This is a genomic window from Rudanella lutea DSM 19387 (assembly GCF_000383955.1).
GTDB lineage: Bacteria > Bacteroidota > Bacteroidia > Cytophagales > Spirosomataceae > Rudanella > Rudanella lutea.
The window spans coordinates 2,042,437-2,055,557 of sequence record NZ_KB913013.1 but is presented as its reverse complement, the minus strand read 5'-3'; the positions used below and the strand labels follow the sequence as shown (position 1 = coordinate 2,055,557).

Sequence of the window (13,121 nt, the reverse complement as noted above, 5' to 3'; positions counted from 1 at the left end):
CAATCCCGGCTCGTAGCGGCAGTATCTTATTTTTTATCAGCGGATTAAACGTTTGCCCCGGCTATCACTCTAATCAGTAAATGTCCCACAACAACAAGGTAATGAAACGAGCAGGCACATTCTGGATAACGTTGGTTGGCGTTGCGCTCAACCTGGTGGGAGCCGCCACCGCTTTTGCCCAACCGGGGTACGGCCAACCGGGGTATGGTCGGCCGGGATACGGTCAACCCGGTTACGGCCGGCCCGACTACGACCAGCCAGGGTACTACAACCGGCCATACGACGACCCTTACGGCCCGAACGATGGCTTTTACGATGACCTGGCTCCTTACGGCCAGTGGGTTAATACGCCGGAGTACGGCACCGTCTGGATTCCCGACGTCGACCGGGGTTTTCAGCCCTACGTCAGTAATGGCTATTGGGTCATGACCGAGTACGGCAACACTTGGGTGTCTAACTACGCCTGGGGGTGGGCTCCGTTTCATTATGGCCGCTGGTTTCTTGATCGGTATAACCGGTGGGCGTGGGTACCGGGCTACGAATGGGCACCGGCCTGGGTTAGCTGGCGTTCGGGTGGCGGCTATTACGGCTGGGCTCCGCTGGGCCCCGGTCTCAATATCAACGTGAATGTTAACATTCCGCCAAGCTGGTGGACGTTTGTTCCCCAAATGTACATTACCAGTCCGCGGTTGTACAGCTACTGTGTACCCCGGCCCCGCGTGGTCAATGTGTACCAAAGCACAACTATCATCAACAACGTGTACCGGGTGAACAACCGCTCGTATAACTACGGGCCCCGTCGGGAAGAAATCGAGTACGTAACCCGCCGGAGTGTACCCGTGTACCGGCTTGAGCACGGTGGTCGGCCCGGCCGCGATGTGATCCGTCAGAACTCGTTAGGTATGTACCGGCCCGACATGGACCGCAACCGCAACTGGCGCGCTGATGGAAACCGGAACGACAACCGTCGGGAGTACTCACGCGGCACGTACACGCCCAATCCCCGCGACAACCGACCCGAATACAATCGGCCTAACTACGAGAACCGGCAGTATGGCCCCCGGGGCGATACTACGCCGGGCGGTCAGAATCGAAATCGCTATGAACCACCGGTAAACAATCCGGTGCCTGATAAAATTGATCGGGTTGAGTCGCCCCAACGGGCCTGGGAGCGGGCACAACGCCCAGAACCAGCCCCGCAACCGCAAACCGGCGAGGCTAACCCCCGGCGCGACGACAACCGGAACCGCGACAACTGGCGTAACAGCCAGCCGGGTGGGGGAGGTGCGCCTGAGAATCGGCCCCGTTATGACGCCCCCGGCTATAACCGTCCCGACGCCGGCCAACCTGCCCCGGCCCGCCCGGAATACAATCGGCCGGAGTCGCCCCGTCCTGAGTACAACCGCCCTACCCCCGGAAATGGGCAATCCGAGGCCGACCGCACCGCTACCGGCGAACAGCCGCAGCGGATGGGTGGCTTTGAGCAGCGTAACCGGGGTGGGGAGCCCACCCAGCCCACACCGGCCGAAGGCGCTGGAAACCGGGGCGGCTCGCGCGGTCCACGATAAACAACCTGATTATTTAGTGAAACCAAGTGCTAGACGGTAAGCCCACTGGGCTTACCGTCTTTTTTGTAGCTCGTCGAGGAGGTAGTCGAGGCCGTTAAGCCGGATCTCGTAGAGCGTTTGCAGGAGCATACCGAGTTTGCCGGGCGGAAACCCTTTTTGGGCAAACCACTCCAGATAAGTCACCGGCAACTCACGCAGTCGCCGGCCCTTGTATTTACCAAAAGGCATCTGGTAATGCAGTAACTCCAGCAAAATGTTTGGGTCGCCGGGGGCAGTATTGTCGGGTGTCATACAGACGGGAAAGGGAAAGCGGATCGGTTGGGTTCCCGAATCAGAGGCAATTAAACGCCAACGGAGCGGCCATAAGCCGCTCCGTTGGCGTTTAATGTATGCGTTCGCGTGTTTAATGGAACTCAGTAAAAGATGATAAGTGCTCTTAATCAGTTGATTAGCGCGGGGCCGTTATGGGCGTTTGTTGCATCTGCTGGTTGAGCCGCTGGATTTCTTCGGCTTGTGATTGTGCCTTGAAATAGTAGTAGAGACCAAAAACCAGAAAGATTTTCGATAGGATAAACACGGCGATAAAGGCCGCCCGCCAGTATTTGTGCACCTGAATGTGGGTGTTGCTCACCTGCACATCCACGTAATCCGATTTGTTAGCGTCGGTACCGTTTGTGCGTTTGCTCTCGCGCCGTTCGTACGGCCCCTCGTACGGTTTTACGGTCTGCGGCTCAGTGCGGAGGGCGATCTGCTCCCGGAGGCTCGGCGGAGGAGGCACTAGGCCCTGCCCAAACTGAGCCGCCAATTGCCCCGACAGTTGAACCATGTACTGTTGCAGGTCGGGGTGGGTACTGATCATTTGCTCAACATCCCGCCGGTCAGTTTCCGAAACCAGATCCAGCAGGTAAGCTTCCAGAATGCCACTCGTTTGATATTCGCTCGTTTTCAATGTTGTGAATACAGTTAAGCCTGACGGAACGCGATGGAGTAGTCGTGAATAGCCTTGAGAACCTCAGCCTTGGTGAGCTGTAACTTCTCGGCAATGGCCTCGATAGAGTACCCTTGCCGAAACGAAAGGTCGAATACGGTCTCGGGTAAGTTCGCTTTCGCTGCATTGGGGTCAATCGACTGTAGAAGCGGTGCGCCCAGACGGGCCTTGGCTTCAAGCGCTTTGGTCCGTGCCAACCGAATAATGGTAAGGGCCATGTTTCCGGTCGGATTTGGTGCCTTCAGTAAGTCGGTCGATGTAAACAACTCGATCATTACCTCCTGTGCCTGTGCGGCCTGGGGTAATATCTGGAGAATAACGCCGTAAGCTATTGAACCGTAGCGATCATAAAGCGCAAGCTGTTCGGTAGGTTTAGTGATCACCGATGGTGTTGCTCTTTCCCATTCATTCATACTGCGATTGGTTATTCTGAAACGCTTACAAATGTCGATTAGTGGTAGAACCTGAGTTCAGACCGAATGTTGGGGAATTAAGCCATACAAATATGGCTTGCCCGATTCCTTGCTGCCTTTGTGATCTAACCGGGTAATCTTTTCTTGGGTAGGGTGCGCAAAGGTACTACGGAAACAGTTTGATAAGTCAATTTGGCTCGAATCTGGCCTGATTAGGCCCTAATCGAGATTATTTCTTATCTAATCGGAGCATTTTGAGGTAAAATTGTATCTCTTAAGTAAATATGATTTACTTGTGCGTAGGATTACTTGCCAACGCATTACTATTTTTGATAAAGTAAAGTGTTTATTCCTGTTTAAACAAATTGTATAAAACGCAATACTATGTAGGATGTAAGTAGGTGTTGTGCGTGGCTGTATGGGCTGACATAACCTACCGAACAGCCTGAACAGATTAGCGCTGACACCACTCATGAAGGGGGGCGTTTAGTAGATGCCCGTGTCAGGCGGCTTACAGACTTGGTACCCGTTGGGAGCTTGATAACTGTGTAGGCACCAACCTGAAATCGTCAAACGAATAACATCAAACAGCGTATGCGAAGCCTAATATGTATGGTGCTGATACTGCTCGCCGTGTCGGTACGGGCGCAGGGTCTGGTGAGCAACTGGGACCGGGAGGTGGTGTTTCGGTCGGTTAATGTGATTCCGATGGATGCCGAGCGCGTACTCGAAAACCAGACAGTGGTTGTGCGCAATGGACGCATTACGGCGCTGGGCCGTGAAGGTAGCGTTCGGTTTGCCAAAGATGCCCTCGTCGTCGACGGAAAAGGCAAATACCTCATGCCCGGTTGGGCCGAAATGCACGCGCACGTACCGCCTATCGATGATATTGAGCCGATGAAAGAAGTGCTCACGCTCTACCTTGCCAACGGTATTACCACCATTCGCGGGATGCTGGGGCACTCGCGACACCTCGAACTCCGGAGCAAGATCAACGCGGGCGAAATTCTGGGTCCTCATTTTTACGCAACGGGGCCCTCGTTCAATGGGCAGTCGGTCAAAACGGCCGCCCGTGGGGCCGAGATGGTACGCGAGCAAAAAGCCGCCGGGTATGATTTTCTGAAGCTACACCCCGGCCTGACAAAAGAAACGTTTCCGGCCATTGCCCGCACGGCCAAAGAGGTCGGGATTCCGTTTGTGGGGCATGTGTCGTTCAATGTGGGCGTATGGCGGGCCATCGAAGCCGACTATTCTTCTATCGACCATCTCGACGGGTTTATTGAGGCCATCACGCCCGGCAGCGATACCCTCGCTGAACCCGAAACCGGCCTGTTTGGAGCCTGGATTGCCCACCGCGCCGATCCGCGCCTGATTCCGAAGCTCATCAAAGCCCTGAGCGACCGGCAGATTCATGTGGTGCCTACGCAGGCCCTGGCTGAGCGGTGGCAGTCTCCGCTACCGGCGTCGGCGTACACGAGTGCCCCGGAGATGAAATACATGAAACCACAGGAGATTCAGGGATGGGTCAACGCTAAAAACAAATACCTGAGCGACCCCAACTTTCGGAAAGAGAATGCCGAGAAACTGATTCAGGTTCGCCGGCAACTCCTGCTCGAATGCCAGAAAAATAACGTGCCGCTGTTGCTCGGTTCCGATGCCCCGCAGGTGTTCAACGTACCCGGCTTCTCGATTCATCACGAAATGAAATACCTGGTCGATGCGGGCCTGACACCCTACCAGACACTACGTACGGGTACGGTAAACGTGGCCAAATACCTCAAAAAAAGGGATTCGGGCATGATCAAAACCGGCTTTGTGTCGGATCTGGTCTTGCTGAGTGGTAACCCCCTGGCCGACATTGGCCAAACCCGCAACATTGAAGGGGTGATGATGGGCACCAACTGGCTACCCAAAACCTACATTCAGCAGGAGCTGAAAAAGCTGGAGCGGTAGTATCGGCAGAAATTCATACCCCACGTTCATCATCAGGTTTGTGCGGCCGGTCGGGGCAATTCCGACCGGCCGCACAAAATCCAGAAACTATGGGCGGCTTAAAACATCGGCTCGTCGGCGCTGGGGCCGTAGCTACCGGGAATCGGAATATCGAGCAGGCGGAGGTTAACCCCCAACTGCGCCCGGTGGTGCACAATCTGCGAAAACGACATCCGAATCATCTCGCCCTTGGTAGTTTGGCTCAAAATGGTATCGCCCGAACGTAGCGTCCAAGTAGGCTGGAGTTGGTCTTCGGTCACGGTTTCCAGGCTGGCAAGGCCCTCGGCCAGTGATTTTTCGTGCAAGGCCAGTAAATCGGCGGTGCTATTGACGGTGGCGGGCTGGTAGGGCGACGTTTCGAAGTCAAGCTCGTCGGTATGCACGGCCAGTCGTACCCAGGCGGGCAATTCAGCAATGTGGGTGGCCAAACTCCGCATGGTCATACTTTTCGGGTGGGGTTGCCAATCCAGCTTATCGTTCGGAATCCGCTCCAGCATCTTGCGGGTGGTCTGGGCTTCCTGCTGCATTTCCTTCATCAAAGCATCTACGTGCGACATAATCCTTGGGGGTTTGTTTTACCTTACAAAGGTCGCGGCAGTGAGTGACAGCCCTATGTCAGCAGGGTTTGTACGGGCCAGGGTTTATTTTGAGAAACCCCAAAAACGGCTCAGGCCGTGGCCTCAAATAGTGTTTGGAGCATCCGGGTAAACTCTGTTTGAAGGGGCGCTTCGATCGTAACGGTTTCGCCCGTGTCGGGGTGCCGAAACGCCACGCGACCGGCATGTAACAGCATGGTATTCATGCCAAATTGCTCCAAAAACAGCTTGTTCTGCTTATTGCAGCCGTGGGGCCGGTCGCCGATGATCGGGTGCATGATGTGCGCCATGTGCTTTCGGAGCTGGTGCATCCGTCCGGTGGTGGGCGTTAGCTCAACGAGCGAGTAACGCGAGGTGGTGTGCTTGCCATGAGCCAGCGGAATCTCGGTGCGCCGGAGCGTACGCAGGTGCGTAACGGCGTCCTGCAACGGCCCAGGTCGGCCGTTGTCATCGTCGCGCCGGAGGGGGTAATCAATCGTTTGGGTATCGGGCGTGTAGCCGCGTACAATGGCGAGGTACGTTTTATCGACCTGCCCCTCGGCAAACTGCACCTGCATGGCTGAGTTCATCGCTTCGGTCAGGGCAAACAGAAGCACCCCGCCCGTTTTGCGGTCGAGCCGGTGAACAGGGTACACGCGTTGCCCCAGCTGATCGCGCAGAATCTGCACGGCAAACTCGCTCACATCGCTCGCAATGGGCGACCGGTGTACGAGCAGTCCGTGCGGTTTGTTGACCGCAACGAGCGTTTCGGTCTGGTACAAAATGGGTAATGGCTCGGTCATAAAGGGAATGAACAATGAATAATGTAAAATGCAGAATGGCTCATGCTGTTGATTATCAGCGCGTAATTGTCCACTTTGCACTGTATATTTTCAGTACTGGACATTCGGACTTCAGACACTGGACGTTAGACTTACTACCATTCTGTAGGAAGGTCTAACGTCTAATGTCCAACATCTAATGTCCAGTACTGAAACTGTACATTATACATTTGATTGTGGCTCGGTCATAAAGCCGGGAAGCCCGCATTGGCTTTAATTTCTTCAATCTGTTTGCGGTGCCGCTCGCCGTGGGCAGCTATGGTAAGCACGCCCTGATAGCAGTCGAGCCAGCCGAGGGCAATGTGCCGGATGTAATGCTGACGCAGGTCGGCGGCCACCGTCTCGACAAACGCAATTGTTTGGGCCCGCCCGGCATCGAAAGCCGCCAACGACCCGGCCGAATTGCCAAAACGCCCGGTCGGTACAAACGGGTCGGGGGCCGGAAACGTGACCGCCCGGCTCCGAACGGCCTTGATTACATCCACGTCGATCAGCCGAACGTCGGCCCGTTTGTCGGGGTTGGCGGGGTAAGTCATCCCTTTCTGAATACCGGCCATAAGTCCGGCTTCGACCAGGACAATGTGTTCGAGGTTTTCGGCAATCGACCAGCGGTTGTCGGCCGGCTTGTAGTTCAGTCGGGCTTCATTCAGGCCCGCTACCGATTGGTGCAGGGCTTCGGCGGTGCTGCGTAGGGCGTCGAGTGCGTAGGTCCGTTGCTCCTCAGTGACAGGCCCTGTGATGGGGGTTGCATCTAAATTCTGCATGGCTGGTTTGTTAAAAGGGTGTAGTTTTGCCAAGGTGTAGGACAAGTTCTTTGTCATAGGTTCGACAGAAAAAAACTTGTCCTACACCCTTTTGCCACTCAACGGGCGATCTCGATTTTGTATTTTTTACCCTTCATTTTCTCCTGACTGATACGCCCGAGCAACCCACGGACCTTGTCGGCCCGCACGGCTGCAAACGAGATAAAGTCCTGCACATCAATGCGGCCCAAGTCGCCTTTTTCCAGGCCACCTTTCTGGGAGAAGAATCCCACAATATCCACCTTGTTGAGCTTGTTTTTACGCCCTCCGCTGATGTACACCGTCTGGAACTCGGGGGGCGCGGGAAGTGGTGCCTGTTGGGGCGGGGTAAACTCGGGCAGCGACCGGGGCAGAAAATCGGGCCGTGGCTCGTCGGTGTGCAAAATTACGTAGACCGTGCCCGACGTAGGGGCGCCCGACGTGTGCAACCGGGCGGTGCGGCCGTTACGGTGCACAAACTCATGTTCTTTGAGGGGCAGGTGATAGTGAATCACGTACTTCATTTCGGGGATGTCGAGGCCCCGAGCGGCTAAGTCGGTGGTAATCAGGTAACGCACGCTACCGTTCCGAAACCGAATAAGGGCCCGTTCGCGGTCGGGCTGTTCCATGCCGCCGTGGTAAACGGTTGTCAAAATCCCGCGCTCGGCCAGCAGGTCGCGGGTGCGTTCGGCGGCTTCGCGGTGGTTCAGAAAAATAATAGCCGGCTCGGAGTTGAGGGTACAAAGCAACCGGAAAAGCGTGTCGATCTTGTCTTTTTCGGGCGCATACACCACCTCAGTTGTCAGGGCGGGGGCGGCCGTTTCGCTCGCCTTATGGATAACCGTCTGCGGGTTTTTCAGGCGTACAAAGCCCGGAATCTGAATGCCGTGCGTAGCCGATACGAGTACCTGCTTGCGGAGGCCGCTCAACTGCCCGACAATAAAGGCCATCTGATCGTGAAAGCCCAGTTCGAGCGATTTGTCGAACTCATCGAGCACCAGCACCTGCACACGGCCCGCGTCAAACGAGCCCCGGTCGATATGGTCGGCAATGCGGCCGGGTGTGCCAATGAGCAGGGCGGGTGGGTTGCTCAGGTTTTTGATTTCGGTTTCGACCGAATGCCCGCCGTAGCAGGTGTTTACTTTGAAGCCGGTGCCCATCGTTTTCCAGACCTGTTCGATCTGAAGCGCGAGCTCACGCGAGGGGGCCAGCACTAAGCATTGTACACCTGTCTGTTCGGGTTTGAGTAACCGCAGCACGGGCAGCAGAAAAGCGACCGTTTTGCCCGAACCTGTCGGGGCTATAAGGACCGTATCCGAATCGTTTCCGATGGCCCGCCCGGCGGCTTCCTGCATGGGGTTGAGTGCCGCAATGCCCAAATTGGCCAGCACTTGCCCTTGTCTTTCATTCGTCATACCCCAAAGGTAGCAAAGTGAAAGAGTGAAAGAGCGAAAGGGTGAAAGAGTGAGGGATGCGGACGCCACTCTTTCACTCTTTCGCTCTTTGCCGCACGCGGCCCGCACTCTTTAATACCGTACCTTTGCAACTTCGCTCCAACAACACGACTATGACGTTCGACGAACTGAATCTGAACAAACCCCTGCTCAACGCCCTGGCCAACCTCGGTTATTCGCACCCGACAACGATTCAGCAGAAGGTGCTGCCCGTGGCTATGTCGGGCCGCGATGTGTGCGGCATTGCTCAGACCGGTACCGGCAAAACGGTGGCGTATCTGCTGCCTTGCCTGCGTCAGCATCAGTTTTCGCCGACCAAAACGCCCCAGATTATTATTCTGGTGCCCACGCGTGAACTGGTGGTGCAGGTGGTCGAAACCATCACGGCCCTGACGGCTTACATGAACGTGCTCACGGTGGGCGTGTACGGCGGGGTGAACCTCAAACCACAGGCTGCTCAGGTGCAGGCTGGGGCCGATGTGGTGGTGGCTACCCCCGGCCGCCTGGTCGATTTGCTGGCGAGTGGAGTGCTCAAAACCAAGGCCCTCAAGCGGTTGGTGATCGATGAATTCGATGAGATGCTCAATCTGGGTTTTCGGGCGCAGCTGACGGCTATTCTGGACCTGTTGCCCCCAAAACGGCAAAACCTACTGTTCTCGGCCACGCTCACGCCTGAGGTCGAAGCCCTGATGGATACGTTTTTCAACGACCCCGTGCGCGTAGAGGCCGCGCCGGTGGGTACCCCGCTCGACACCATCGAGCAACAGGGGTATGCCGTCCCGAATTTTTACACTAAAGTGAATCTGCTCCGGTTGCTGCTCAATCGCCATGCCGACATGAGCAAGGTGCTGGTGTTTGCCGCGACCAAAGAGCTGGCCGATGAGCTGTACGACGAACTGGCCCCCTCACTACCTGAGCAGGTAGGCCTTATTCACGGCAACAAGGCCCAAACGCACCGGTTCGAAGCTGTGGAGCGGTTCAAAGATGGCCGGTATCGCTTGCTGATTGCCACCGACATAGTGGCGCGGGGTATCGACGTGGCCGAGGTGTCGCACGTGGTCAACTTCGATTTGCCCGACGAACCCGAAAACTATATTCACCGGATTGGCCGCACCGGCCGCGCCGACCGCCGGGGGACAGCCCTGTCGTTTATCCGGCCCGCCGATGAACCTCTACAAACGGCCATCGAAGCGTTTATGAAGCAGCCCATCCCGATGCAGCCCCTGCCCGACGACCTTGTGGTGGTGGACGAACTGGCCGAGCATGAGCAGCCCAACATCCGCATGAAAACGCTGGAGCCCAAAGTGGCCCGCATTCGGGAGTCGGAGTCGGCGTTTCAGGAAAAGATCGACAAAAACAAGAAAGTAAACGTCCGGCGGGACTATGAGGCTGAGAAACGGAAAAAGTACGGCCGGCCTATCAAACGCAGTGGTAAAAAGTAATACTCGTGTCCCACGGCGGGCCATTTTGGGTGCGCCGTGATCTGTTTTTCTATGTCATTTTCCGCATTAGGGCTGTCGAAACAGCTGCTTAAAAATGTAGCTGATCAGGGCTATCAGAAGCCGTACCCCATTCAGGAGCAGGTAATTCCGGCTATTCTGAAAGGGCGCGATATTATGGGGCTGGCCCGCACGGGTTCGGGCAAAACGGCGGGCTTTGTGCTCCCGATTTTGCAACGTCTGCAAAGCCAGCCACCCGCCACGGGCCGCTCTGTCCGGACGCTCGTGCTGGTGCCTACCCGCGAGCTTGCTGTGCAGGTGGCCGAGGTATTTCAGACCTTCGGGCGCGATTTGCCCCGGCGCGTCAAAACGGTGGCGGTGTTCGGGGGGGTGTCCATCAACCCGCAAATGATGGCTCTGGGCGGTACCGATGTGGTGGTAGCCACGCCCGGCCGCCTGCTCGACCTCATCAGCCAGAATGCCGTGGGCCTGTCGGCCGTGTCGACGCTGGTGCTCGATGAAGCCGACAAGATGCTTGACCTCGGTTTTGCCGACGAGATGACCGACCTGTTTCGGATGTTGCCCCGCAAACGCCAAACGTTGCTGTTTTCGGCAACGCTCGGGGGCGATGTACAAACCCTGCGCGAACACCTCCTGCGCGACCCACTCTGGGTGGAAGTAGAAGAACAGGAACGCGACCTGAGCCAGATTGAGCAGGTAGCCTACCGGGTGAGCGACGAGCGCAAAGGCCCTTTGCTGCGCTATCTCATCAAAAAAGAGGGCATGAAGCAGGTGCTGGTGTTTGTATCATCGGTCCGGACGGCCGACAACCTGGTGGTTAAGCTGAACAAAAACGGGATTCGGGCGGCCGCTATGCACAGCCAGAAAAGTCAGGGTGGGCGTACCGGCGTGCTTAACCAGTTCAAAACCGGTAGTTTACAGGTGCTGGTGGCTACGGATCTGCTCTCGCGGGGGATTGATATTGAAGCCCTGCCGCATGTGGTCAATTTTGAGTTGCCCCGCTCCCCCAAAGACTATGTGCACCGGATTGGCCGCACCGGCCGGGCCGATGCCAGCGGGCAGGCGATCTCGCTCATCACGCCCGACGACGAGCATCATTTCCGGGTAATTCAGAAGAAAATGGGCCGTTGGGTCGACTTTATCGACTCGGCTGACTTCGACCTGCACGGGGTCTAAATTGGAATCGGGGTGTTGAAACCTTCGCGCCGGGTTGGTGGTATATATACCTAAAGGCCAACTGGCCCGACGATTTCTGCCATTCAACTGCATGTTACCGACTCGTTTCATGGGCGCTTTGCCCGTTGCACTGATCGTTCTCGTTCTTCTGATCGTAACTGCCGCAACCGGCTGGGCCCGGCCGAGCAAACGCACCCGCGATATTCCGTATCTGGCTCCCAACACCGCCGGTTTCGACCCGGAGCGGCATCTGCTTGATGTGTATCAACCCCGCCGGAAGCCGGCTACTCCGCGCCCGGTGGTGGTGTTTATTCACGGTGGAAGCTGGAATAGCGGTAGCAAAAATATGTACTGGTTTATTGGCCGACGGCTGGCAAAGCAGGGATTCGTGGCCGTGATTATCAACTATCGGCTGGCCCCGGCGGTGGAGGTACCCGCTATGGCTGATGATTGTGCGCGCGCTGTGGGCTGGGTGGCCAGTCAGATTGGTGCGTACGGGGGCGACCCGTCGCGGATTTATGTGATGGGCCACTCGGCCGGTGGTGGCCTGGCTGCGTTGCTGGCTTCCGGACCAACGGTATTTACGCGCAACGGTCTGCCTGCCGGGCTGGTGAAAGGGGCTGTTCTGAACGATCCGGCCGGGATCAATATGTACGACTACCTGCAAAAGATGGAATACCCCGACGACCGGAAATTTCTCATTCCGTTTGGGAAAGAACCGGCGGGCTGGCAGGCAGTTTCGCCCCAGTATCAGGTACAGGTCGGGGCCTCGCCCATGCTCTTGTACACCGGTGGGCGTACCTACCCGAGTATCATCAAAGGTACTGAGGAGTTTCACCAAACCCTCCAGAAACTGGGCGTGCAGAGCCAGTATCGGGTGATTCCCCGTAAAAAACACGTGCCCATGGTGACCGGCCTTTTCTGGAAAAACAACATCATGTATCGCGATCTGCGCGCCCTGGCCAAGCCTTAACCGGCTAAACTTTCAGTTACGTCTGCGGGTTAGCATACAGTGTCAGTAGGCTGATGCGTGTTGCAACGTGCCCGTAATTCACCCGCATCTGCACGGGGCCATACTGCCCGCGTAAGGGGGCAAGAACTAAAAACAATACACGAAAAACGACAAACCATTTCCATGGCAGACCACATTAAGACCGCCTACATCACCGGCGGCTCAAAAGGAATTGGCTACGGGGTAGCCGAAGTACTCATTCAGCAGGGAATCAAAGTAGCCATCACGAGCCGGTCGCAGGAGGCTGCTGATAAGGCTGCGGCTCAACTTAACTCGATTAAAGAAGGGTATGCCCTTGGTTTGGCGGCCGATGTGCGCGATCTGGCGTCGCAGCAACGGGCCGTTGATACAATTGTGCAGCAGTGGGGGCGGCTCGATTACGTGATTGCCAATGCGGGCGTGGGTCATTTTGCGCCTATTCAGGAGCTGACGCCGGAGCAGTGGCACGAAACCATCGACATTAACCTGACGGGCGTTTTCAACACGGCCAAAGCCTCGCTCGAAGCCCTCAAGCAAACCGAAGGGTATTTTATTTCGATTGCCAGCCTGGCGGGCACCAACTTTTTCGAGAAAGGGTCGGCTTACAACGCCAGCAAGTTTGGGCTTGTGGGCTTCACGCAGGCTATCATGCTCGACCTGCGCAAAGAAGGCATCAAAGTGTCGACGATCATGCCCGGCTCGGTGGCTACGTATTTCGACAATCATACGCCCACCGATGCCGATGCCTGGAAAATTCAGCCCGAAGACATTGGTCATATTGTGTACGACCTCTTGAAAATGCACCCGCGTACTCTGCCCAGCAAAGTAGAGGTGCGGCCAACCTTACCCGGTGGTAAAAAATAATTGCCGTTTGGGGGCG

Annotated in this window: 13 protein-coding genes; 6 read left to right on the top strand and 7 right to left on the bottom strand. The window is 56.4% G+C overall.

The window, feature by feature from the left end; genetic code table 11:
* Positions 1-101: 101 nt before the first annotated feature.
* Positions 102-1,568: a DUF6600 domain-containing protein gene (locus RUDLU_RS30145; protein WP_211220203.1), complete on the top strand. Its 1,467-nt coding sequence runs from the start codon at positions 102-104 to the stop codon at positions 1,566-1,568.
* A 51-nt stretch (positions 1,569-1,619) separates the two neighbouring features.
* Here RUDLU_RS30145 and RUDLU_RS0108525 read toward each other — a convergent pair whose 3' ends face one another.
* From RUDLU_RS0108525 to RUDLU_RS0108515, 3 genes are all read right to left on the bottom strand, one after another.
* Complete coding sequence (locus RUDLU_RS0108525) at positions 1,620-1,859, bottom strand: DUF3820 family protein (protein ID WP_019987951.1); 240 nt, start codon at positions 1,857-1,859, stop codon at positions 1,620-1,622.
* Between the two features lie 157 nt (positions 1,860-2,016).
* Entirely contained in the window at positions 2,017-2,517 is a 501-nt protein-coding gene (locus tag RUDLU_RS0108520) for a hypothetical protein (protein WP_019987950.1), read from the bottom strand.
* A 14-nt stretch (positions 2,518-2,531) separates the two neighbouring features.
* The gene (locus tag RUDLU_RS0108515) at positions 2,532-2,969 is read right to left on the bottom strand and encodes a hypothetical protein (RefSeq protein ID WP_019987949.1); all 438 of its coding nucleotides are present in this window, start codon (positions 2,967-2,969) and stop codon (positions 2,532-2,534) included.
* A gap of 594 nt (positions 2,970-3,563) precedes the next feature.
* Between RUDLU_RS0108515 and RUDLU_RS0108510 the strand changes: the two genes are divergently transcribed.
* Complete coding sequence (locus RUDLU_RS0108510) at positions 3,564-4,922, top strand: amidohydrolase family protein (protein WP_027302887.1); 1,359 nt, start codon at positions 3,564-3,566, stop codon at positions 4,920-4,922.
* A 98-nt stretch (positions 4,923-5,020) separates the two neighbouring features.
* Here RUDLU_RS0108510 and RUDLU_RS0108505 read toward each other — a convergent pair whose 3' ends face one another.
* The 4 genes from RUDLU_RS0108505 to RUDLU_RS0108490 form a co-directional block, all read right to left on the bottom strand.
* Positions 5,021-5,518 (bottom strand): DinB family protein, encoded by a 498-nt coding sequence (locus tag RUDLU_RS0108505; RefSeq protein WP_019987947.1) that lies wholly within the window; start codon positions 5,516-5,518, stop codon positions 5,021-5,023.
* Positions 5,519-5,628: 110 nt separating this feature from the next.
* Positions 5,629-6,339: a pseudouridine synthase gene (locus tag RUDLU_RS0108500; RefSeq protein WP_044130115.1), complete on the bottom strand. Its 711-nt coding sequence runs from the start codon at positions 6,337-6,339 to the stop codon at positions 5,629-5,631.
* A 224-nt stretch (positions 6,340-6,563) separates the two neighbouring features.
* Complete coding sequence (locus RUDLU_RS0108495; protein WP_019987945.1) at positions 6,564-7,142, bottom strand: DinB family protein; 579 nt, start codon at positions 7,140-7,142, stop codon at positions 6,564-6,566.
* 98 nt (positions 7,143-7,240) lie between these two features.
* Positions 7,241-8,575, bottom strand: a complete 1,335-nt coding sequence (locus RUDLU_RS0108490) for a DEAD/DEAH box helicase (protein WP_044129386.1) — start codon at positions 8,573-8,575, stop codon at positions 7,241-7,243.
* Between the two features lie 152 nt (positions 8,576-8,727).
* Between RUDLU_RS0108490 and RUDLU_RS0108485 the strand changes: the two genes are divergently transcribed.
* The 4 genes from RUDLU_RS0108485 (at position 8,728) to RUDLU_RS0108470 (ending at position 13,105) form a co-directional block, all read left to right on the top strand.
* Positions 8,728-10,056, top strand: coding sequence for a DEAD/DEAH box helicase (locus tag RUDLU_RS0108485; protein ID WP_019987943.1), 1,329 nt, complete (start codon positions 8,728-8,730; stop codon positions 10,054-10,056).
* Between the two features lie 51 nt (positions 10,057-10,107).
* On the top strand, positions 10,108-11,250 hold the full coding sequence (locus RUDLU_RS0108480; protein ID WP_019987942.1) for a DEAD/DEAH box helicase: 1,143 nt from the start codon (positions 10,108-10,110) through the stop codon (positions 11,248-11,250).
* A gap of 91 nt (positions 11,251-11,341) precedes the next feature.
* Entirely contained in the window at positions 11,342-12,223 is an 882-nt protein-coding gene (locus RUDLU_RS0108475; RefSeq protein WP_044130112.1) for an alpha/beta hydrolase, read from the top strand.
* 162 nt (positions 12,224-12,385) lie between these two features.
* Positions 12,386-13,105 (top strand): SDR family oxidoreductase, encoded by a 720-nt coding sequence (locus RUDLU_RS0108470; protein WP_019987940.1) that lies wholly within the window; start codon positions 12,386-12,388, stop codon positions 13,103-13,105.
* Positions 13,106-13,121: the final 16 nt, after the last annotated feature.